We start from the raw sequence: 21,176 nt of genomic DNA on the forward strand, positions 1-21,176 counted from the left end.
CAGACTTGGCTTCCAACGGAGCTCCTGCACCGAACAGTGATCTTGGTCGACACCGTTCTAGCAGGAGCTCCGTGTCTATTTCGAGTGGTCTTGACTCCACTCACACACGCTTAACTACACGGCATTGAGGCTAGCCGTCACGTTCGTAGCAGCTGGTCTTGCCAACGATCATGATGTGAGGCTTCTGCCCGTTGCGCACGGTCACGAAGAAGGTGATGCCGGTCTGCGGATTCCGCTGCACTGCCGCGCCGAGATTCTCATCACGAAGATCGAGATCATCCACAACCTTGTTGTAGCCGCGTAACCGCAGCCAACTCGCCATCAACCCGACCGCGCTCCCCGGCGTCTGCTTATAGGGCGGCCCAGTGAGGTCACCCTGCGCCCGAAAGAACCGCTGAACCTGACCCTTCAAGCACCCTACTTCGCTGTCCCGGTCCGCTCTTTCGGTCGTGGTGACGGAGCCTAGGTCCTGAGAGGCGAGTAGTTTGTCGCCGTCCGCAATGAGCAGCTTCGCGGCCTCGTCCAACGGGGGTATGTCGGCGTCCCCCATGCAGCTCGTCACCAGCATGAGCAAGACGAGCATCGCGGCAGTCGATAACTTGCGGGCACCCTGGCGCACGACCCGGACACTACCTAACCCCCCGCTCCGGCGTACACCTCTCATTGCGTGCGCGCTATGCGTCGGGACTCGGGCACGTATTGGGCACGATCAACCGCAAACGATCAGTGACAGCCGGACAGCGCCGGACACACGAAGAAGCCCTTGATCAACGTTTCCGCTGGTCAAGGGCGCTTTCTTGCTGGTCGGACGTGGTGCCCCCGGCAGGATTCGAACCTGCGGCACCCGCTTTAGGAGAGTGAGGGCTAATCCGTCTCTTCAGGTGGCTTGAGCTGGGCAAATAACCTGTGCAGCGATCGGGAGGTGCAAGATCATCCCGCACATGTCCCGCGCTCGCTGGGAGCCTAAGCCGTTTAGATAGCGATCTCGCTCGCAGTAGTCGTCCGATGATCACGTTCGGTAAACGCAGGCGGTTCGGGATGGGTGACGGATTTGATCGCGGTTGGCGCGTTGGCATCGCTGATCCCTCGCGAGGTCCTGGACGCGGCCATCGCCACGCACCGATGCCCGGAGCGCCGCGTCCGCAAGCTCCCTGTGCATGTGGTCGTCTACCTGCTGATCGCGCTGCGCCTGTACCCAGACGACGACTACGAGGAGGTCACGGAGAAGTTGGCGGGCATGCTGGCCCTGGTCCCAGAAGCGCGCTAGGAGGCCAGCCGGCGAAGCGATCATCCAAGCTCGCCGGCGCCTGGGAACCGAGGCGGTCAAAGAGGTGTTCCAGCAGATCGCCCAGCCCGCGGCAACCGAGTCGACGCCGGATGCGTGGCTGAACCGCCAGCGAGTGATGACGATTGATGGGTTCGTCGTGGGCCTGCCCGACGCCAAGGACAACATCGCCGAGTTCAGCCGCGGCAGCGCGGGCGCCATCGTCGCACGAGTGAGATCATGATCACGTCGTATCTAACCGGCATTCGACGTCGGGAGTTGCCGGGTCGACGGCCGCATAGCCAATGCGTTGGGCTCTGAATTAGAATCGGAACTATCGCTCATTCTTGTCGAAACGCCGCATCATCGGTCTGCTGAAATTGCGTTTTTGGATCGGTTGTAACGATCGTAGTGTCCGCGCATACATCATTTCGTGAAGGGAACACGGTTTGGCTCTTCTGCCGCGTTAGAAGGCTCGATGAGAGGGGCTACAAGCGGAAAAGATCACAGAGATGACCTTTTGATGCCCGGGCGGGTCGTTCGACTTCGGGAACGCTTGTGGCGGGTCGACTACCGGGACGGGACCGTCTTCGGTGCGACCGCGCTCGACGGGAGAGACAACCGGCCCACCCGATTCCACGTCGAACTCGAACACGTCGAGCCCGGAGAGCTGCCCTTCCCGGACCCGAACGCGATCGGCGATGAGCGACAGCAGCGCATGCTGCTCGATGCATACCATTTCTCCTTACTCCATGGCACCGCCCCAATCCTGGGACTCCAACGTTCAAGGGCCATCCCCACCGACTTCCAGATCGTCCCGCTACTCATGGCGCTCGGGTCGGACCGAGTGCGACTGTTGATCGCGGATGACGTCGGCACGGGCAAGACCGTTGAGGCCGGCTTGATCCTTTCTGAGTTGCTCGCTCGTGGCCGCGCACGACGGGTGCTGATCGTGGTGCCTGCGAACTTGCGTGACCAATGGCGCGACACGTTGGACAGAATGTTCCACATAGACGCCACGATCGTCGCCGGCCACCTGTTGCCCTCGCTGGAGCGGCGTCTGCTGCCAGGCCAGAGCGTGTGGGCCACCCACGATGTGGTCATCGCGAGCATCGACTACCTCAAAACGCGCACCGAAGAAGTCCTGTCCCACGGCTGGGATCTCGTCCTCGTGGACGAGGCGCACCTCGCCGCCCAGCCGCACACCGACCCCGGCCGGGCTACACCCGACATGGAACGGTTCGCGTTCGTGCAAGAAGCAGCAGCACGGAGCAGGCACCTGCTGCTGCTGACCGCCACCCCGCACAACGGGTATACCGACTCGTACGCGTCGCTGTTCCGGATGCTCAATTCGGCCCTGGTCCAGGATGGGGTTCACGGTCCGCGAGTGCAACGTGCTGCCGCTCGCGAACACCATGTGGTCCAGCGTCGTCGCGTCGACATCGAGGAGTGGTATCGCGAGCGCGGTGTCCCCTCTCCATTCCCGGTTCGCCGTGCCGACGAGCAGATTGTCGATCTTCGGCGTTTTCCTGACATGGTCGCGCTGCTCAACGAGCTCAAGGCGTACGCCGGTGATCTGTACGACGCCGCCACGGGCAGTGTCGACCGCTGGGTCGCGGCGCATCTACAGAAACGACTACTGTCCAGCCCCGCGGCGCTGCGGTCCAGCATCGACAAGCGACTCTCCACTCTCAGCCGCGGCACGGCCCTTGATGGTAGAACAACCACGGCGAAGCTCGCCGAGGAGACGACCAGCGACCTCATCTTCACCGAGGACGACGAAGCCGACGCGGCGCACCTGAACGCTTCCGTCGGCCTCGCACAAGAGGTCGAGGTAGCAAGGCTGCGTGTCATCGCTGACCTTGCAAAGAAGGTCACCCCCGTGAAGGACCCGAAACTTGTTGCGCTCCTGCGGCTCCTTCCAGAGCGCATGGCAGACCACCCGCGCGCGCAACGCGTGCTCGTGTTCACCAAATACAAGGACACCCTCGACTACCTGGTGACCCACCTTCTCCGGGCCGTCGGGAAGGGCAAGAACGGGTTACCAGCCGAGACCCAGGTGTTCGCGATCCACGGCGGACTAAACCTTGCGCAACGCAACGAGGTATTTGCCGCGTTCGAGCAGGCCGACCGGGCTGTGCTCGTCGCCACGGACTGCATCAGCGAAGGCGTCAACCTGCAACGCGCGTGCGCCGAACTCGTCCACTACGAGTTGCCGTGGAATCCCAACCGGCTCGAGCAACGCAACGGCCGCATCGACCGGTTCCAGCAGCGTGAACCGTTCGTGGGGATTCGGACTCTCGTGCTCGACGACCCGCTGGACGCGAGCCTGCTGTATCTGATCGTTCGCAAGTCCGAACAGATGCGCGCCGACTACGGGTTCGTCCCCCCGTTCCTGGCGAACACGGACATCCTGCTCCACCTGTCCGACCCTGACGCCGCATACCGCGGCAGGCTCAGCGCCCGGTCCAGCTCCGAACAGCTCAGCCTCGTGGACCTGTTCAACCACGAAGCGGAAAGCGACCTCAGCGACCTGGACGAGGAGCTCGCCCGCATGGCGGAGACATCGCTGGGGGAGACCGACAAGCTCGATCGGGTGCGGGATGAGTCGTTCTACGGCCAGACCCGGATCTCACTGACAGCGATCGAGGACGCGCTCAACCAGTCCCGAGCGTTGACCGGCACCACCGAGCAGGTACGCGACTTCACCCTGCGGTGCCTTCGTGACATGCACGCTGACATCACCGAGGAAGGGTCGATGTTCCGGCTCGCCAAACTACCCGCGCCCGTGGCCGACCTCGCTTCGGCGGGGTACCGGTTCACGTTCGACCCTTCCATCGGGATCGACCACCCCGAGATCGACGTCATCGACCTGGCCCACCCGTTGCTACGTCGGCTCATCGACATCACCTTGGATCGAGCACAGCTCCCGGACTGCCATGGCAGAGTCGCGGCCCGAACGACCACAGCACAGGTGGGACACGCCGCTGTCCTGCACGTCCTGTTCCGGTACGTTGCGAAGGCCGAACCGCCTGTGCTGCTCGAAGAGATCCTCCCGATCGGTTACCGCACCAACGAGAACACCACATTCGACGCTGAGGCCGTGATGGCCGCGCCCCCCGGGTCCGGCACCCGTCACCGTGACGACGTCCTCGATGACGCGACCGACATCCTTCATGCTTCTGACCTTAGGGGCCGGCTCGAGCGCATCGCTGCGGAACGTGCCAACGAACTATCGCGTCGGCACGCCCAACTATCCGCGGCCTGGGCGCACGGCCTGGACCGGGTCGAACCCACTTCGCTAGATCTGGTCGCGGTGACCGTCATCTACCCGGAGGTGACCCGGTGACCGACGTCAGCCTCGTCCACACCAGCGGCGGACTGATCGGCGACGTCATCACCGATAACCTCCGCCAACCCGACGTCGAGGGGGACGCCAAGTTCCTTGCCGATGTGGCCACGTTCAACGACCGTACCGGGCAGTCGCCGACGAAGGCGCAGTACGCCTCCGACTTAGAGGCGGCGTTCCGGACCGGTGTCGCGCTCTGGTCCGCGTACGCCGACGAGCTGCGCGACGGGATGGACGTGTCACGGATCCGTGACCGGCTCGTCCTCAAGCTGCTCGACTTGCTCGGTTTCCAACCGGTGTACCAGCGGTCCCGACTCGTCGCCGGCGGCGCTGGGTGGGACATCAGCCATCTCGGCTGGGTGGGAGACGATGCGCCACCGGTCCACACCACTGCTGCCGCTGACCTCGACGCCCGCATTGCGGGCAGGCGCAGTCCCCATGAACAGCTGCAGGGGTATCTGAACGCGGCCTCGGTTCGGTGGGGCATCCTCACCAACGGGCGTATGCTGCGGCTGCTGCGCGATTACCACCACACGCGTAGTCGCGGGTATGTCGAGTTCGACCTTATAGCGATCTTCGAAGCCAGCAGCTATCCAGATTTTCTCGCGCTGTGGCGGCTGTGCCACGCCTCCCGGTTCCAGCGGCTCCAACCGGAAGCCGCAACCACCGACGAGGATCTGAACAGTGAGGACAGCGACGAGGAGTCTGGTGGCACGGGGCCGGTCGCTGACGATACGCCGGACACCCTGCTGGAACGGCTCCACGCCAAAGCGCTGTCGGCCGGTGTAGCGGCCGGAAAGCGGGTGCAGCCGCAGGTCCGTGCGGCCATTAGTGTCCTCGCGAACGGGTTCCTTGACGCCAACCACGGGCTGCGGCACCGGATGGAAGCGGACCCGGACACCGGCCGCGACCTGTACCGCGAGCTCCTCACGGTGCTGTACCGGGTGCTGTTCCTGTTGTTCGCGGAACAGCGCGGCATGCTGAACAACGCCGACCCGCTCTATGACGAGACGTACAGCCTCACCCGGCTGCGTGCGGTCGCCACCGACGGCCACGCTGAACCGCGCCGGATGGACCTGTGGGAAGGACTGAAGACCACGTTCCAGGCCTTCAGCAACGAGGAAGATGCCGCCAAACTCGGCGTGTACCCGTACAACGGCTTCCTGTTTGACCAGATCCAGACACCGCTGACCAGCGGCGCCCGACTGCCGAACCTGCACCTCACCCAAGCAATCGAGGCGCTCACCACCGTGCAGACCGGACGGGTCCGCATGCACGTCGACTACCGCAACCTCGGCGTGGAGGAACTCGGCGCGGTGTACGAGTCCCTGCTCGACTACACTCTGTCCATCGCATCCACCGCCACCAACGTCGACGGGCGGACCGTGCGGCCCGGTGAAGCGTACCTGGCGCCGCTGAGCATTGAACGATCCGACCTCGCGTCGTACTACACCCCCACGGATCTGGTCGACCTGCTTCTTGCGCGATCGCTCGACCCGCTGATCGAGGACACCCTCGCCAAAGCCGGTGACAACCAAGACGACCAGGTTCGGGCGCTGCTGGGGCTGCGCGTGATCGATCCGGCGTGCGGGTCCGCGGCGATCCTCATCGGTGCGCTGGACCGGATCGCATACGCCGTCGCCAAGGCGCGCAGCGCCCCTCAGGAGCCGCGTGACACAGACCTGGCGCACGCTCGCCGTGAGGTGCTGCAACGGTGCATCTATGGGGCGGAGAAGGATCCGTTCGCCGCGGAGCTCGCCAAGGTGGCGCTGTGGATCCACTGCGTTGTCCCCGATGAGCCGTTGACGTTCCTTGACCACCACATCGTGTGTGGTGACAGCCTCGTCGGGTGGCCCCTGCTGGACGTGCCCACCAGCATTCCCAACACCGCGTACGAGGTGCAGAAGGCCAAGGGGGCGGAGCGGGCGATGCTGACGAAGGCGCTGCGCCGCAACGAGCAGTTCACTGCCTCCGGTGCCGACCTGTTCCAGCAGGGCGACGTCGCGTTCACCCTGACACTTCCCGATGAGCTGCACGCCGACGAGCACACCCCGGCCGACGTACGCCGCAAGGCTGCCGCGTACCGATCGTGGCGGGCCAGTGATGAGTATGCCCGGTGGAAGAAGACCGCAGACCTGTGGACCGCTGCGTTCTTCTGGACCGACACCGACCAGCGGCCCCCCACTAGCGTCGAGTACGCCGCCGCTCTCGAAGGGCACCCCGACGAGGAGCTAGCAAAGTCCGCCGAAAGCCTTCTCTCAGATATCAACCCACTGCACTGGCCGCTGGCATTCCCGGAGGCATACGCCGCAAGGGGATTCGACCTCGTCCTGGGCAACCCGCCCTGGGAGCAGTTCAAGGGCGAAGAGCAGCCGTTCTTCAAGCAGCACAAGCCTGCGATCGCAGCGATGACAAGCGAGACCCGCAAGACGGCCATCGCCGAACTGGAAAAGTCCGATCCGCGTTTGTTGGCGCGATGGAAGACCTACCAAGCCCTGCAGGGCAGGCTCGCACACTACGCCAAGACGTGCTGCCGTTACACGCGCACCAGCAACGAGGCGAACACATACGTCTTGTTCACCGAGCTCGCCGCCCGGTCCGGCAGCCATGTCGGCCTCATCGTCAAGAGCGGCATCGCGACCGACGCCGCCCAGTCCCCCGTGTGGAAACGGCTGCTCGACCAGCGGCGCGTGCGTCAAGTGATCGACATGGTCAACCAGGAACGCAACGGCAAACGGGTCTTCCCTGCAGTTGCCGCCGTCGAACGGTTCAGCATCGTCCACCTCGGCCCCGCCTCCGCAGAGCCGGTCAAGGCGTCGCTGCTCAATTTCGGGGTCTCCGAGGCGGCTTCAAGGCCGTTGCGTGCATGGTCCCGTAACGAGCTGCGCTCCGTCGCGCCGCGTACGCACACCCTTCTGTCCACCGACAACCCGGCGGAGATCAGGCTTGCGTTAGAGCTGCACGATCGCTTCGGAACCCTGGACTTCGCCGAGGAGGACGGGGCGAATCCCTGGAGACTGCGCTACGCCACACTGTTTCACTCGTCTGGCGCCAGGGAGAAGGGACTGCTTCTGCGCGGCGCCACGCTGGAAGCCGACCGGTTCACTCTCGGAAAGGACAAGCGGTACCGGCATCCCGATGGACGGGTCGCCGTCCCCGTGTATGAGGGACAGATGGCCAACCGGTGGGACCACCGCGCCCGCACCTTCGAAGGGTTCACGGGCAAGGACCGTTACGGCCGCAAACCTCACATCCCTTGGGTGACTGATGCGCAGCACGCCGATCCGGATTTTGAGGTCGAACCCCGCTACTGGATGCACGAGAAGGTCGCCCTAAAACGCATGCAGGAGGTTGTTCCGGAAGGACACTCAGTCATGGCGCTTCGGGACATCGGTCGACTGTGGACGGATCGGCGTGTTCTTCGCGTGGCCGTGATGGAGCCGCTGCCCGCTACGCACACGCTGCCCGTCCTCGTCGCGCCGACTGAGCAAGTCCTGGGGATCGCAGCCCTCCTCAACTCGATGACGCTCGACTTTCTGGTGCGACTCCATATGCCAGGTGGTCACGTGACCCCTTGGGTCCTGTCGCAGTGCGCGGCACCGCGTCCGCTGGCTCTTCCCGCCGCTGCGACTGAGGCAGCGGCCAAGCTGACACTCACCTCGAGCCGGCTCGCAGTCTGCCTCGGTGGAGAGCCCGCTCCATGGGATCCAGCGGCACGCGAACGCCTGGATGCCCACGCGGACGCGCTGATCGCGAAGGCATACGGATTGAGCACGGCCGACTATGAGACCGTGCTCGACCACTTCGCCCTGTTGGCGAAGATCGAGACTAAACAGTTCGGCGATTACCGCAGCAAGCACCTCCGCTTGGAGGCGTTCGAGGAAATCGGAGGAGGACGCTGATGCACCCATTGGCGATGCTGGCCGGGCTACGCGGGGACTACGAGCGGTACGTCGACTCGTTCCAGTTCTACAAGAACCCCGCCATCCGGGACTGGGTGCAGGCCAAGCGGCGTGAGGGTCGGCTGCTGTATCGGGAGCCGTTTCTCACGTTGGCGAAGCCGTTCGCGGACGGCTGCTCCCTTCAGTCGCTGGTAGACGAGGGTGTCCTGGATCCTGGCGCGCTGACGGTGTTCACCCGCAAGCCCGGCGATGTGGGCAGCGGTCCGGTGTCGCCGTTCGTGCACCAGGAGACCGCGATCCGGCAGGTCATGGCCGGGGTCAACACGGCAGTGACCACGGGCACCGGGTCGGGTAAGTCCTTCACGTTCTACATGCCGATCGTCTCGACTGCCCTGACGCTGGCCGCGGGCCGTGATGAGGGGGCGTTCCGGTCCCCGGTCGCGGTGATCATCTACCCGATGAACGCGCTGGCGAACAGTCAGTACGAGGACATCGCGGCGCGGTTGGCCGGGTCGGGGCTGACGGTGTGCAATTACACCGGCTCGTTGAAGACCACCCCCGAGGGGGCGATGAAGGACTTCAAACAGCTCACCGGCCGGGACACGCCCTATGACAGCGAGGTCATCGACCGCGACACCTTGCACAGCGGCGGGTGCGACATCCTGCTGACGAACTTCAAGATGCTTGAGTACGCGCTCGTACGGCGTGAGGACGCGACCCTTTTCGAAACCCTCAGCCGCGGCGGACGGCTGAAGTTCCTCGTCCTCGACGAGATGCACACCTACTCCGGTCACCAGGGCGCAGACATGGCACTGCTAGTGCGCCGGTTCAAGACGCGCACGGGCACAGCGGGATCGCTGCGGTGTATCGGCACGTCAGCAACCGTCGACTCAGGCGACCCGGCAGAAGCCAGTGCGGTCATCGCCGGGTTCGCCAGCAAGCTGTTCGGAGAGCCGTTCCTGCCTGAGCACGTCGTGCGGGAGTCCTATGGACAGTACGAGACCGATGACCCTGCGTCCGGCGGGCTCTACCTCGCGGCTTCGCCGATTTCCCCGGAGGTCGTTGCCAAGGCAGCGGCTGCCGGTACCGACGAGGAGACAACTGGTCTGCTCAGACCGGGTCTATTGGGTGGCCCGGTGACGGTCGACGCGGTGCGGTCATGTCTGCCGGTTGCGTGGCTGGAGCGTGCCCTGTGGGGTGGGGTTCTTTCGGCGAAGCTCCTTACGGAGCGGTACGTGGAGCAGGTCCGCCCCGGTGTATCCCCGGACGTGGCCTGGGCGGAGATCGAGGGGGCCCTGATGCTGGCCTCCGCGGTGAAGACGCCCGGCCCGAAGGGCGACCCGGTGGGCCTACTCACCCCGAAGGCGCACGCATTCTTCTCCCAGGGCCTGCCGGTCACCCGGTGCCTGGTGTCGGAAGACCCGCCGCATCTGTCCGAACAGGGCGAAGCGACGTGCAGGGGGTGCGCCGATGATGAACTCGTCGGCGTGCCGGCGTTCCCGGTCGTGTTCTGTCAGTCCTGCGGCCAGGACTACTACGTCGCTGAGGACGCAGGGCAACACCTAGTGTCCCGGGACTTCCTCGCTGCGGCCGAGGACGGCGACGCGGTCTATGTGATGACGGACGAGTGGGACGAGGACTCTGCACCGATTCACCCCAAGGACACCTATAAGGACGGGGTGACCCCAAAGAAGGGTCGCGAAGGCGCGGTGCCACGTCGGGCGCGGGTGTGCGGCACGTGCGGCGAATGGGACGGAAACTGCGGTCACGCACGAGTCCGGGACGTGGTGACAGTGGCGGCCCCGATGCTGCTATGCCCTTCGTGTGGAGTCCGGTATGACGCCTCGCACTCGGAATACAACAAGTTCTTCCAGGTTGGTACGGTCGGTCGGGCCACCGCAACGGACGTGCTTGTTGAGGGCATGCTGAATCGGCAGGACACTGGGCCAGGGCATGCCAAGCCGCAGGTGATGGCGTTCACAGACAATCAGCAGGACTCCTCGTTCCAGGCCGCACACATGCGGTCGATGTCTCGCCGGTTCCATGTGCGTCGCGCGATCATCTCCGGGCTTGCTGCCAAGGGCGCCCTTACCCGCGAGGCCGCATTGGACACCGGTGAGATGGCGGACGCCGCCTTCGAGCAAATGAAGGCGACCGGCACGGTTCCGAAGTTCTCCCGCAATACCGATGGCGGCGGAGGTTTCGACCCACAGGAGGGAGCAGGCAAGTCCAGGGGACGCTACCTGAGGTACCTCAAGACTGGTGTGCTGATGGAAACTAGCGGCGGGCCGCGGAAGACCCAGCCGAACCTGGAGGACACCGGGCTGATCGTTGTCGACTACGCAGCTTTCACGCCAGGGAAGATCGCCTCCACGGTCGCCGCGGACGAACGGCTAGACCCGTTCCTCCGCGGTTACGCCGACGCCCACCCTGACCTAGTGGAGGACCTGCTGCGGGTGATCCTCGACGTGATGCGACGCCAGCGCGCGATCGTGTCAGCGAGTATGGACGGCCCTGCCGCCGCGTTCACCGACCCGGACCGGTTCCGCAGCGACGTCCTCGAACAGCTCAGCGAGGCCGCGTTCTTCCATGGCGGGCCCGAGCTGCCGCGCCGCCGCACCCTGTACGACGAGCAGAAGGAGTCCAGAGCGCGGGCGCAGTACCGCCGCATCGCCGGTAAGCAGATGCCTGATGGCAGCGACGCGCACCAGACAACGGCGCTAACCCGGTGGGTCAAGGTCGAGGCCGGGCTGCCTGCGGACGCGACCGGGAGTGCGGCGGCGAAGCGGCTCATCCGGCAGGCTGCGGAGTGCCTGGTCCGGTATGGCTACCTTGTCTCTGACGGCGGGCTGGCCGTCGACGAGGAACGGATCCGGTACTGGTTCGCTGAGGAGCCGCAAGGGTTCCGATGCACCCGCTGTGCTGGCCGGTGGATCCTGTCCCGTGAACGGGCGTGCCCCCGTTGCGTGAAGGCTCGCGTCCGACCGGACCGCACCGGTCGAGACGACTTCTTCCGCAGCGCCTACATCGGCGCATTAGCCGATACCACCCGGGTCGAGGCTGAGGAACACACCGGCAGCCTCGATGGCGATGCCCGCAAGGTCGTTGAGACCCGTTTTCGCGAGCAGACCGACCCGCTGAACGTGCTCGTGTGCACCCCCACGATGGAACTCGGTGTCGACATCGGCACTCTCTCCGCGGTGTACATGCGCAATGTCCCTCCGTCCCCTGCGAACTACGCCCAACGCCAAGGCCGCGCTGGTCGCGCTGCACAACCCGCCACGGTCGTCACGTTCTGCTCTGCCCAGGGCCGAGCTGCGTCTCACGACCAATACTTCTTCAAACGGCCTGAGCGGATCATCGCGGGCAAGATCGCAGCGCCCCGGTTCCTTCTTGATAACGAGGCCCTGATCCGGGCGCACATGAACGCGATCATTCTGGGCGCATGGGCAGGTGAGCACGATGACCTCCCGCGGGAGATCGGCACATGGACGCGCATTGACGAAGGCATCGGCGGGCTGCTGCCGGACATGCGCGAGGCGCTCGACGGGTTCATTGGAGCCAACAGGGACCGGCTTATCGAGGCCGGGACTGCGGCGTTCAAGGACGTGTTCGACGACGCGACTGCCGTAACCCCTCAACTGGTCGGACTGGCCGTGGACGGATTCGTGGCTGCGTTGGACGACGCCATGGGATCACTGGTGGATTACGCCGCCGAGTTGAAGGTCGAACTCGACGAGCTCAATGCCCGGGCTGACAAGCAGCCGCTGGACAAGTCGGAGAGACGGCGCCGAGAGGCAGTCGAAGCGATCCGAGGGAAGATCCGCACTGGCGATGGCGATTATCATCCCCTGTCGTGGCTCGCCCAGCGAGGGTTCCTTCCCAGCTACGCGTTCCCGCGCAAGGCGCTCATGCTTCGGTTCAGCGACCGTGAACGCCCCCGGGTCAGGTCAAGGTCCATCGCGCTGCGCGAGTTCGCGCCCGGCAACTCCATCTACCACCTGGGCCGCCGCTACCAGGTCACCCGTGCGTCATTCGGCCGGGACGCTGAAGCCATCACTTCGAAGGTATTCCTGTGCCATTGCGGCTACTACCTCGACCGCGACGCGGTCGACACCACCAGCAAGTGCCCCAACTGCCAGTCACAGGTCGACCAGCAGCGGATCTACCGCAATGCGATGCCCGTCACCGACCAGTACGCCGTCCAACGCGACAGTGTCGGAGCCGACGCGGAGGAGCGGCTACGGCAGGGGTATAACGTCATCGCCGCGTACCGGCTGCCCAGCACCCGGGTACGGCGAGGCACTATGGCAGCCGGAGACGACGTGTCGGCTGAGCTCACCGTGGCCCGTCTCGGATTCGTACTCCAGGCCAACACTGGATTCGTTCGCAGCGGAGAGCCCTTCAGCCTGTGCGCGCGTTGCCGGTTGTGGAACCCGGATCCGGCCGAGCACTACAAGACCGGCAGCGATTGCCTGCCCCAAAGCGAGAACCTCATCGAGAACGTCGTGCTGTTCAACGACGACCGGCATGACATGCTGCTGCTGGACGTCGCCGCCCCCGAAGGTGCCGATGCGGACACGCACGCGTACAGCCTTATGTACGCGTTGCAAGCGGCGATGGGCACCCAGTTCGGCATCGAGGAGAGCGAGCTCGCCGGACAGGTCTACCCGCAGGCCGGCGCACCCCAGGCACGACGGATCCTGCTGTACGAGGTAGATGAGGGCGGCATCGGGGTCCTCGACCGGATGATCGCTCCGGACATGTGGCTCGCCATCGCCGAGCGGGCGTTGGACATCTTGCACGTCGACCGGCATGGGCACCCCCAAGCCGACGCCTGCCACACGTCGTGCTATGAGTGCCTCCACAGCTTTTACAATCAGTGGCATCACGACGTATTGGACCGCAATTTAGCAGTCCCATTCTTCTTGTCGATTCTGCAACGGCTCGACCTGACCACTGAACTGGTCGGAGCCGATTGGTCGCAGGTCGTGACCACGTTTGATTCCGTGACAGAGGAGAAGATGGTTGCGGCGATCAAGGCCGCAGGAGTTCCCGCACCGACTGCCGCCCACAAGGCTCTGCCTTCAGAGAACCCTGTCGCGTCCGCTGACCTCTATTATGAAGGGGAAGGTATGCACCTGGCAGTCTTCCTTGACGGTGGGATCCATGATGCACCCCTGCAATCTCGCCTCGACGCTGCTCGGCGCGCTTCATTGAAGGATGCCGGATATAGCGTATTAGTCATCCGGCATGATGATCTATCTGGCGGAATTAGCGCCCTTAGATCGCGACTTGATTGCTGAGCGCTGGCCATATGTGCTGGTAACAGCGGTTGACACACATGGGTCAAGCCGCCTGTGAGGTTGGGGCGCAGACGTGCCGGTACGTGGGGACGTCGCTCCCAGTGAGAGCTACTGGTCTCCTCAACCGTGATCATCCAGTGATGGGGCCGACGTAGAAGGGGGCCGCGGCATCGATCGCCCCAACCCGAACTGGGGGACCGAAGTACGCGATCGTCATGGCCTCAGCAATCCAACGCCGCCCTTAGGAGAGTGGGGGCTAATCCGTCTGCTTGAATGGCTTGAGCCGGATAAAGATCATTCGCAGCGTGTGAGGTGCGCAAGATCATCCCGCTCATATCCCCGGTTCCACTCGCGGAGTAAGCCTGTAACGCGGTCGCCATTGTCAGACCCGGAGCGCAAGCCATCAAGGCAACTACAAACAATCGGCAACGAAGCTATGGGAGGACGGCTGGGCCGAGCTCGTGCCCTTCCTCAGCTTCGCCACCGAGATCCGCCGGGTGATCTGCTCGACCAACGCGATCGAGTCGGTGAACGCCCGCATCCGGCGGGCGGTCAAGGCCCGCAGGCACTTCCCCAACGAGCCAAGCTGCGCGCAAATGCGTCTACATGGCAATCATGAGCCTGGACCCGTGTCACGTTGAGTTACACCGTCTACTGGACAGGCCCGGTGGCAGCAGGCGAGGCAAAGCTGAGTCAGACGCTGAGCTGCCGCTCCAGCGTTGACGCGGCATTCAGCACCGGCCGGGCCGTTTCCCAGGCGGCTTTGTGGGTCACATTCGGCAGCAGCACCGAGACGTAACGTCGGCAGTCAGCACGATGCTGGTGCGCGCCAGCATCGCCTGCACCGTCTTGGTCCGTGTGCGAGGCCAGCGTCGCGGTGCCGTGCGATGCCTCGCCGTGCTATGCCTCTGATGTGCCGACGGCTGACATGCGAGTTGGGAAGAATCCGGGCCTACTTGATCCTTCCCCGGAGAACCGGTAGGTGCGTGCCCTGGAGATCACGTCGGCCGGCGGGTCTCCATTCTCGATGACGATTGACTGACCGGGGAAGCTCAGCATGTCTCGGTAGAAGTGGTCGACCACGGTTGAGGTCAGGTTGATGTCATCGTCGGCCGATTCGGTGATGGGATCTCGGTAGGTGACAACTGGAGAGTCAAGAACGACAAAGCCCAGATGAGGCGTGGAATTGTTGAGGCAATACTTGGCCAGTGCAGTCGTAAATGCTGAATGCAGGACTGAGCGGACACCCTTACCGCGATTGGCCCGGTGTCGATGTCCCGCACGAATGTCCATGGTGTACTGGTCGTACTCCGCGAAATCCACAGCGGGTACCTGCCAGGCCTCCAGCGTGCGGCGGAGCGTCTCGTCGAACACGGAGAGAATCCGGGTGGGGACGTATTCGGCAGGTCGAGTAGCGGGCACGGCTCCCTCCCCCACCAGCCGCGACCGTCGCTCCTCCAACTCGTCGATGCGTTCGTGGAGTTCCAGGGCCCGCTCGACGGACGAACGGGCCTGCAAGATCTCCTGCAGTTGCTCGCGTATAGGCGTAATGAGTTCCTCGGCGCCCGTGATTTCCTCATCGATCTGAGCGGTCTCTTCGATGAGAGATGCCCGCCGGACGCTGAGGTCGTCGAACTGCGTGCGCAAGTCCTGGATCGTGGGGAGCAAGTCGGTGAGCAAGGCGTTGGTCTTCGCTGTCTCGTTCTGTACCGCAATGTGCAGCTGGGTAGTTTCGTGCTCTCCGTGACCCGGGTTCTGATGCTCGGGCTCCGCGCCGCAGAACACGCAGGTGCCCACCCGGAAGAAACCGAGGATGCTGCCCGCTTCGGTCACCATTTCCAAGCGGGCAAGGTCTGATCGATACTGGGCCTCCAGCAGGGAGAATCTGGACACGAGGTCACCGACCTCCGTGAGGCGTGATTCCACCTTTGCCAGACTCTCGGCGGCACGCACACGGGCGTTAAGGGCGTTGAGATGGCGATCGCTGATCGTACGCAAAGTGTTGGAATGCTCGTCGATGGAAGCTTGAAGACGAGCCTGACGAGCACGCAGCTCCGTGACATTCTCGCTCGTGGTCAGTTTGCCCTGCAGGTCAACGATGATCTGATCGAGCAGGCCGATCTTCCCCTTGTTGACGCGGCGTTCTCCCGCGTTCGGTCCCGTCTCAATCTCAGGGTCGCCTTCCCCGGTAAGCAGGAGCCTGACGACCGAGGCTGCTGCTGTCTTCCCGCTGGCGGCGCTTGAGTGCAGTACCGGGGGCCGCGGGTCAACCATTCGTGTTTCAGGGATGACGGACAGGTGCACGAGATCACTCAGGGTCAGATCGCGGGTGCCACCAGCGTCGTTCTTGCGGATCTTCCGTTCGGCCAGACCAAGTTCGGTGAGGAGAAATAGGGAAAGGCTGCTTTTGCTGCGAGTAGTGTGTGCCGCTGTGACCTGTGTGTCGGCGGGCCGCGTCACCAGTTGTCTGAAGTCTTCGCGGTGGATCTGGATGGTTTTGTTGTGGGGAACCCGGAGCAGAGTCAGTGGGCTGCCGTCGGGCATGCGCAGTCCCAGCAGGATTTGGCTGTAGCCTTCAGCCTCGGCTACCAACTCCAGGTTGCTGCCACCGAGCATGTACTGAATGGACTCGGCGATGAATGACTTGCCGGTGTCTGAGGCTCCGTAGATGACGGTTAGGGCCGGGTCGAACTCTACGCTCGCGGTCGGCTTGTTGACCCCGGCGTAGGTCAGGTGAGTCAGGCGGAGGTTACTCATGGCCGGTCTCAGCGGTAGCACGGTTCACGATTTCCCGGATGGCAACTCGAGTGTCCACGCCGGGGAAGTAATGGTGGACGACCCACTCGGCTCGCTCTCGTAGGAAGCCGGCGTAGGGGGCTTCGAGGACGTCGACGAAGGCTGGGCCCTGGTCGGTGGCCGCGTACATCAGTCCCTCCTGCCGATCCACCACGCCTGCTAGACCGGCCCTGATTAAGACCAGGAGCGCTTGCTCCAGGACAGCGCGTTTCATCCCCAGCTCTCCTGCTCGCGCGGGCAAGTCGGGATGAAGACTGGGTGGACCGTCGAATTCGCCGCTGTGGAGCAGAACATGATCCAGTACGACCAACTGGCCGAGGTCTAGCGGCTCGGGGTGACTTTCAGCTAAGAGGACAAGCGCACGTACTCCAACCTCGAGCGGGCTGTTGAGTGGATTCACTTCTCTCCCTTCCGGCACCAGACCAGGCGATCCTTGTTTGCCAAGTGATGACATATCCCTTTGCGGGTGCTCGGTTGCACGAACGGCGTCAGAATCGTTGGAGTCAACTGCACGCTGCCAGCAGCGTTCATGACAGCGCCGTGGCGCTCCCAGCCGTCCGGATAGCTACAGTCCGCCACTTCCACGACGATGTCGTACACGTCCTCCATCACCTGTTCGAAGTATTCCGGTGTGGTGGCGTCACGAGCGAACAGGCGCAGTGCTTCCGCAGCGTAAAAGGCCACACGCTGTCGCTTCAGGTGTGCGTCCGCTTCCGCGACGCCTGACACATGCTCTAGGTTGCTGATCGTGTCGGGATACCGCTCGCGGTAGACATCGAGGAGATGCTGGACGTAGCGGCTCTCGAACTCGCTGTGCTGCTCGGGCGGAACCATCTTCTCGGGACCGCGGCTGAGTTGGGCATGCGGGAAGCGCGCGGCCCAGTGGTGGGTGGTGCTGTGAAGTTCAAGCATCTCGTCGAGGTCGACGCATTCGAACATCGAGAAGTCGGTGGCTGCAGCCAAGTCCTTGACCTCTTGGCGCTGTACTGGGGTTAGATCCATCACGCACTTATCCTTGGCCTTGTCGAACTCGGCCAGGAACTTCGCCCTGCTGCCGGACGGCTTCGCGAGATCGCGTGATAGAGCCCGTGAGATTACGGGGGCTACGAAGATGTACCGCGTCGGGACAGTGAAGTGGCCGGCCCACGCGGACACGAACATCTTGCGCATCTCGACGACAGCGGTGGACCAGCCGAGAGCAGAGCTATATCTCTTGCACTGATAGTTGTGCCACTCAGCCTCCAGCCTCTGCTGCGACAGGTAGCCGGCCACGTCGATACCATGGTCCCCCGAGCCACCATGCCGCTCGACAAGGGTGTACCGCGTCTCGAGAGCCGGAACCCACTCCTTCACGAACTCTTCGAACTCGTCCGGGTCGTAGAAGGGGACGATCTTCTTCGGTGGTGGCATCGCTGCCATACGCAGCGTATGGGGCAGCACTGTCAGCGGCGACGGCCCTGCGCCCGCCGACTGCGCCTCCTGCGGATCCGACACCCCCACCTCCTGCTCAACAAACGACCGGCAGGCGCGACTGGCGGGACTACCGCCGCTCCGCCGACCCACGCCTGGGCCCGCCGCTCGTCGATCGTGCCTTAATGATGAATCACCGGTACGACGGAAACATCGTGGATCGCACCTGTGACGATGTGATCGTTATGGACGGCACCTCTTCGTCGGTTATGTGCATCCTGGTGAACCGGCTGCGGGCTCCGTTCCCAGGAGATCGTGCCCGATGACCGCGACAGCGCCTTCAAGGCGATTTGCCTCAGGATGGTTCAGGTGGTCGAAGATGAGTTGATCCACGGGCGAGACCCGGTCGCGGTCGGCGTAGGTCCGCCAGGCCTGGGTGGTCGTAGCGGGTGCCGGACGCCGGATAAAGCGATCGGCACGATCGACCGGGACTGCGAACTCGGCCGCCGCATCTACACCCGGTTGGCCACCCTCGCCGAGGCATACAAGGACCGGATCCAGCGGATCGTGGCCGACAAGGACATTCCTGCCGAGCTCGTGACCACTCGCAACACGATCCTGCTCACCTCCGAGCGCTCGACCGTCCCCGGCGTCGCCAACATCGGCGTCGGCGAAGGTCAGCGAGTCGAGGACCTATAAACACTGAGAAACCGCCTCAGCGCGCACGGGAGGATCGAGGTGATGACACACGTGCGAACTTCAGAGAGCCGCATCAGCGGCTTGCGTTTGTCGCCGCCGCGCGGCGGCCGCGCATCTCCACGCCCGGACGTCCCTAGAACCTTCGGCGACCTGCCATCCTGAACGCGCAGTTGGCGCATCTCGGTGCGTATCGCTGGCGGTGCTGGCGCCGCTTTCCATGACCCTGCCCATCGTTCAGTGCCGGTGGTGGACGATCCGCAGGAGCTGGTGGAGTTTTGCGCGGCCGAACGGCGGGACATCTAGCCGGCGTTTGAAGTGATCGGCCTGTCCTGCCCGCGACCGCGTACGATATCAGCGATCCGCGCAGCGGCGACGGCCATGTTCTCGTGCTCCCAAACCCGGATGACTACCCAGCCCGCCTCTCGTAGCAGACGGCCAGTCTCCTGGTCGCGCTCCTGGTTCGTGGCGATCTTATCGCGCCAGAATTCGGAGTTCCTCTGAGACGGGCGGAAGTGCGCTGGCTCTGGGCAGCCGTGCCAGTAGCACCCGTCGACAAAGACAGCGACTTTAGCCTTCGTGAATACCAGATCGGCGGTGCGTCGCAACTCGGGCAGGGGGCGGCGCGAGACGCGGTAACGCAAGCCGAGTGCATGCACAGCGGTGCGGAGGCGGAGCTCGGGCCCTGTGTCCCGATTCCGATTGGCGCGCATCACCTCTCGCACGGCTGGAGTTGAAGCCCAGGAGCTTTCGGCGGCTGACGTTGGAGCTGGGACGAGGAGCCCCCTGGACTTCGCCGCTTCCCAAGCCGCCGCCAGGTTCTCTGCCCGGGTATCGCGATCGACTTCGCCCACGTAGACGGCGGGGGACTTGCCCTTGTCTGACCAGCGGAGATATGCGCGGATACGCCTGGTCTTGGTGTAGACCTTCAATTCGATGGACGCGCACGCGTGCCGCCCGTCACCAAGGTCGATGTACCGGAGACTGCGGCCTCCAGCGGCGCGGTCTTGCTCAGCCGCACGTCCCTGGCGGGTCCGGGCGCGGCCCTTCCACGCACGTGATGGAGGCGGCTTGTCCTTCCAACGCCCCTCGTTAGAAGTCATTCACGTTCCCCGGCTTCACGCAATGTCTCAGCCACCGCCTTGGCGAAGACCTCGCCAAGGCGGACTGGTACGGCATTGCCCAACTGCCGCATCTGCTCCCCGCGAGGTCCTTCCAGCTTCCAATCGTCGGGGAAAGTCATGACTCGCGCGGTCTCCCGTACGGACATATAACGGTGACTGCCGTCATCAAGGAGCATCACCGACTCCCCTCCAGGAACCCCGTGGACGCCAGCCTTGACCGTTTTGGCGGGACGGTCTAGTTCGTTAGGGGTGTGGCCTGGATAGATGCGGGCGCCGGGCCAGCCGATGTGATCGGTAACGTTGCCCAGGTTCCGCTCCTCCCGGTCAAGGTACTCGATCGGTATAGGGGGGAGCGGCTTCCCTTCGTTCTCGTCGACGCCCTGGATGGCATCGCGTAGCGTCCGCCACGGCTGGAGTCCGTCGGTAAGAGGGATGCTGTTGGGGACGCGGGCCATGACCCGTCCGCGGATGTCGTCCGGGACGTTGTGCCGCTCCCAGTACGTTCCATCACGCATAGATTGGTGGAGAGCGAGCTCTGAGTGGGTTGGGCGCACTCGCTCTTTGAACGCGTCCAGGTCGACATCCAAGTCAGCGCGGAACGCCACGATTATGATCCGATGGCGAATCTGAGGTACACCATAGTCCGCCGCGTTGACCTGGGTCACGACCACTCGGTAGCGCTGGGACGGACTGGTCTTCCCCGCGGCGAGTTCGTGGCGCAGGACCGCGTCGTGATCCTGCCATAGGACGTCGTCCCTCCGCTCCTCGAACGGAAGCTCTAGCTCTCTCAAGATGTAGTCGAAGTACGGTTTGAACGAAGGCCGTAGGAGCCCTCGGACGTTCTCGCAGATCACAGCCTTAGGCTTCATCTCCCGGATGGCGCGGAACATCTGTGGAAACATGTTCCGCTTGTCCTCGTCGCCTTTGGCCACACCACCGAGGCTGAATGGTTGACATGGCGGCCCACCAGCCAGAACGTCTACCTTGCCGTCCAAATAGGAGAAGTCGACCTTCTGGATGTCGCCAACGGCGAGTGGCGGACGCTCGTTCGGGCCGGGGAGCCACAGGTAGTCACTTTCGCCCTTCGCCTCCTCCTCGTCGATGTCCACGGGGATCGGCTTCTCTCCGTTGAGCGCGAGCGTCTCGCATGCTCGTTTGGCGAACTCGTTGAACAGCAGCGGCCGGAACCCCGCGCGACGTACAGCCATCGCTAGGCCGCCACCGCCGGCGAACAACTCGACGCCGGTGCGATCTGGGGCTTCTGGCTGCTCAAGCATTTTCGAAGTGTACCGCGGAGTTAGCGATCTTCAAGCGGATTCGGAACATCGA

12 protein-coding genes, 1 tRNA gene and 1 pseudogene are annotated in these 21,176 nt (G+C 63.9%); 7 read left to right on the forward strand and 7 right to left on the reverse strand.

The window, feature by feature from the left end; translation table 11 throughout:
- Positions 1 to 130 precede the first annotated feature (130 nt).
- Both ABGA98_RS44510 and ABGA98_RS44515 read right to left on the reverse strand, forming a co-directional pair.
- A complete protein-coding gene (locus ABGA98_RS44510; protein WP_347624536.1) occupies positions 131 to 583 on the reverse strand; it encodes a hypothetical protein in 453 nt (150 codons plus the stop codon).
- A gap of 228 nt (positions 584 to 811) precedes the next feature.
- Positions 812 to 886 (reverse strand) — tRNA-OTHER (locus tag ABGA98_RS44515).
- Positions 887 to 1,069: 183 nt separating this feature from the next.
- Between ABGA98_RS44515 and ABGA98_RS44520 the strand changes: the two genes are divergently transcribed.
- The 6 genes and pseudogenes from ABGA98_RS44520 to ABGA98_RS44545 form a co-directional block, all read left to right on the forward strand.
- A complete protein-coding gene (locus ABGA98_RS44520; protein WP_347624537.1) occupies positions 1,070 to 1,267 on the forward strand; it encodes a transposase domain-containing protein in 198 nt (65 codons plus the stop codon).
- A gap of 64 nt (positions 1,268 to 1,331) precedes the next feature.
- Positions 1,332 to 1,508 (forward strand): hypothetical protein, encoded by a 177-nt coding sequence (locus ABGA98_RS44525; RefSeq protein ID WP_347624538.1) that lies wholly within the window; start codon positions 1,332 to 1,334, stop codon positions 1,506 to 1,508.
- Between the two features lie 312 nt (positions 1,509 to 1,820).
- A complete protein-coding gene (locus ABGA98_RS44530) occupies positions 1,821 to 4,613 on the forward strand; it encodes a helicase-related protein (protein ID WP_347624539.1) in 2,793 nt (930 codons plus the stop codon).
- Positions 4,610 to 8,515, forward strand: a complete 3,906-nt coding sequence (locus ABGA98_RS44535; protein ID WP_347624540.1) for a hypothetical protein — start codon at positions 4,610 to 4,612, stop codon at positions 8,513 to 8,515. Before ABGA98_RS44530 ends, ABGA98_RS44535 begins: the two co-directional genes overlap by 4 nt.
- Positions 8,515 to 13,821, forward strand: coding sequence for a DEAD/DEAH box helicase (locus ABGA98_RS44540; protein WP_347624541.1), 5,307 nt, complete (start codon positions 8,515 to 8,517; stop codon positions 13,819 to 13,821). Before ABGA98_RS44535 ends, ABGA98_RS44540 begins: the two co-directional genes overlap by 1 nt.
- A 431-nt stretch (positions 13,822 to 14,252) precedes the next feature.
- Positions 14,253 to 14,451, forward strand: a pseudogene (locus ABGA98_RS44545) (transposase); the annotation flags it as partial.
- 270 nt (positions 14,452 to 14,721) lie between these two features.
- Here the strand turns inward: ABGA98_RS44545 and ABGA98_RS44550 are convergent.
- Genes ABGA98_RS44550 through ABGA98_RS44560 form a run of 3 tightly spaced genes read right to left on the reverse strand, consistent with a single transcriptional unit; the run spans position 14,722 to position 18,111 of the window.
- Positions 14,722 to 16,578: a hypothetical protein gene (locus ABGA98_RS44550; protein WP_347624542.1), complete on the reverse strand. Its 1,857-nt coding sequence runs from the start codon at positions 16,576 to 16,578 to the stop codon at positions 14,722 to 14,724.
- Complete coding sequence (locus tag ABGA98_RS44555; RefSeq protein WP_347624543.1) at positions 16,571 to 17,017, reverse strand: ABC-three component system middle component 2; 447 nt, start codon at positions 17,015 to 17,017, stop codon at positions 16,571 to 16,573. The genes ABGA98_RS44550 and ABGA98_RS44555 overlap by 8 nt, the downstream gene beginning before the upstream one ends.
- A complete protein-coding gene (locus tag ABGA98_RS44560; protein ID WP_347624544.1) occupies positions 17,014 to 18,111 on the reverse strand; it encodes an ABC-three component system protein in 1,098 nt (365 codons plus the stop codon). Before ABGA98_RS44560 ends, ABGA98_RS44555 begins: the two co-directional genes overlap by 4 nt.
- Before the next feature lie 231 nt (positions 18,112 to 18,342).
- Between ABGA98_RS44560 and ABGA98_RS44565 the strand changes: the two genes are divergently transcribed.
- A complete protein-coding gene (locus ABGA98_RS44565) occupies positions 18,343 to 18,726 on the forward strand; it encodes a hypothetical protein (protein ID WP_347624545.1) in 384 nt (127 codons plus the stop codon).
- 299 nt (positions 18,727 to 19,025) lie between these two features.
- Here ABGA98_RS44565 and ABGA98_RS44570 read toward each other — a convergent pair whose 3' ends face one another.
- Together ABGA98_RS44570 and ABGA98_RS44575 are read right to left on the reverse strand one after the other, a co-directional pair.
- Positions 19,026 to 19,826: a very short patch repair endonuclease gene (locus ABGA98_RS44570; RefSeq protein WP_347624546.1), complete on the reverse strand. Its 801-nt coding sequence runs from the start codon at positions 19,824 to 19,826 to the stop codon at positions 19,026 to 19,028.
- Positions 19,823 to 21,124 carry a DNA cytosine methyltransferase gene (locus ABGA98_RS44575; RefSeq protein ID WP_347624547.1) on the reverse strand — a complete coding sequence of 434 codons (1,302 nt, stop codon included), beginning with the start codon at positions 21,122 to 21,124 and terminating at the stop codon, positions 19,823 to 19,825. The genes ABGA98_RS44570 and ABGA98_RS44575 overlap by 4 nt, the downstream gene beginning before the upstream one ends.
- Positions 21,125 to 21,176 lie beyond the last annotated feature (52 nt).

Origin of the sequence: Nonomuraea sp. B1E8 (assembly GCF_039871515.1) — a bacterium.
Taxonomy (GTDB): domain Bacteria; phylum Actinomycetota; class Actinomycetes; order Streptosporangiales; family Streptosporangiaceae; genus Nonomuraea.

What these genes read in the sequence shown, in the direction of transcription:
- ABGA98_RS44510 (WP_347624536.1), bottom strand. Translation starts at nt 583, where the DNA reads ATGCTCGTCTTGCTCATGCTGGTGACGAGCTGCATGGGGGACGCCGAC.
- ABGA98_RS44540 (WP_347624541.1), top strand. Translation starts at nt 8,515, where the DNA reads ATGCACCCATTGGCGATGCTGGCCGGGCTACGCGGGGACTACGAGCGG.
- ABGA98_RS44550 (WP_347624542.1), bottom strand. Translation starts at nt 16,578, where the DNA reads ATGAGTAACCTCCGCCTGACTCACCTGACCTACGCCGGGGTCAACAAG.
- ABGA98_RS44570 (WP_347624546.1), bottom strand. Translation starts at nt 19,826, where the DNA reads ATGACTTCTAACGAGGGGCGTTGGAAGGACAAGCCGCCTCCATCACGT.
- ABGA98_RS44575 (WP_347624547.1), bottom strand. Translation starts at nt 21,124, where the DNA reads ATGCTTGAGCAGCCAGAAGCCCCAGATCGCACCGGCGTCGAGTTGTTC.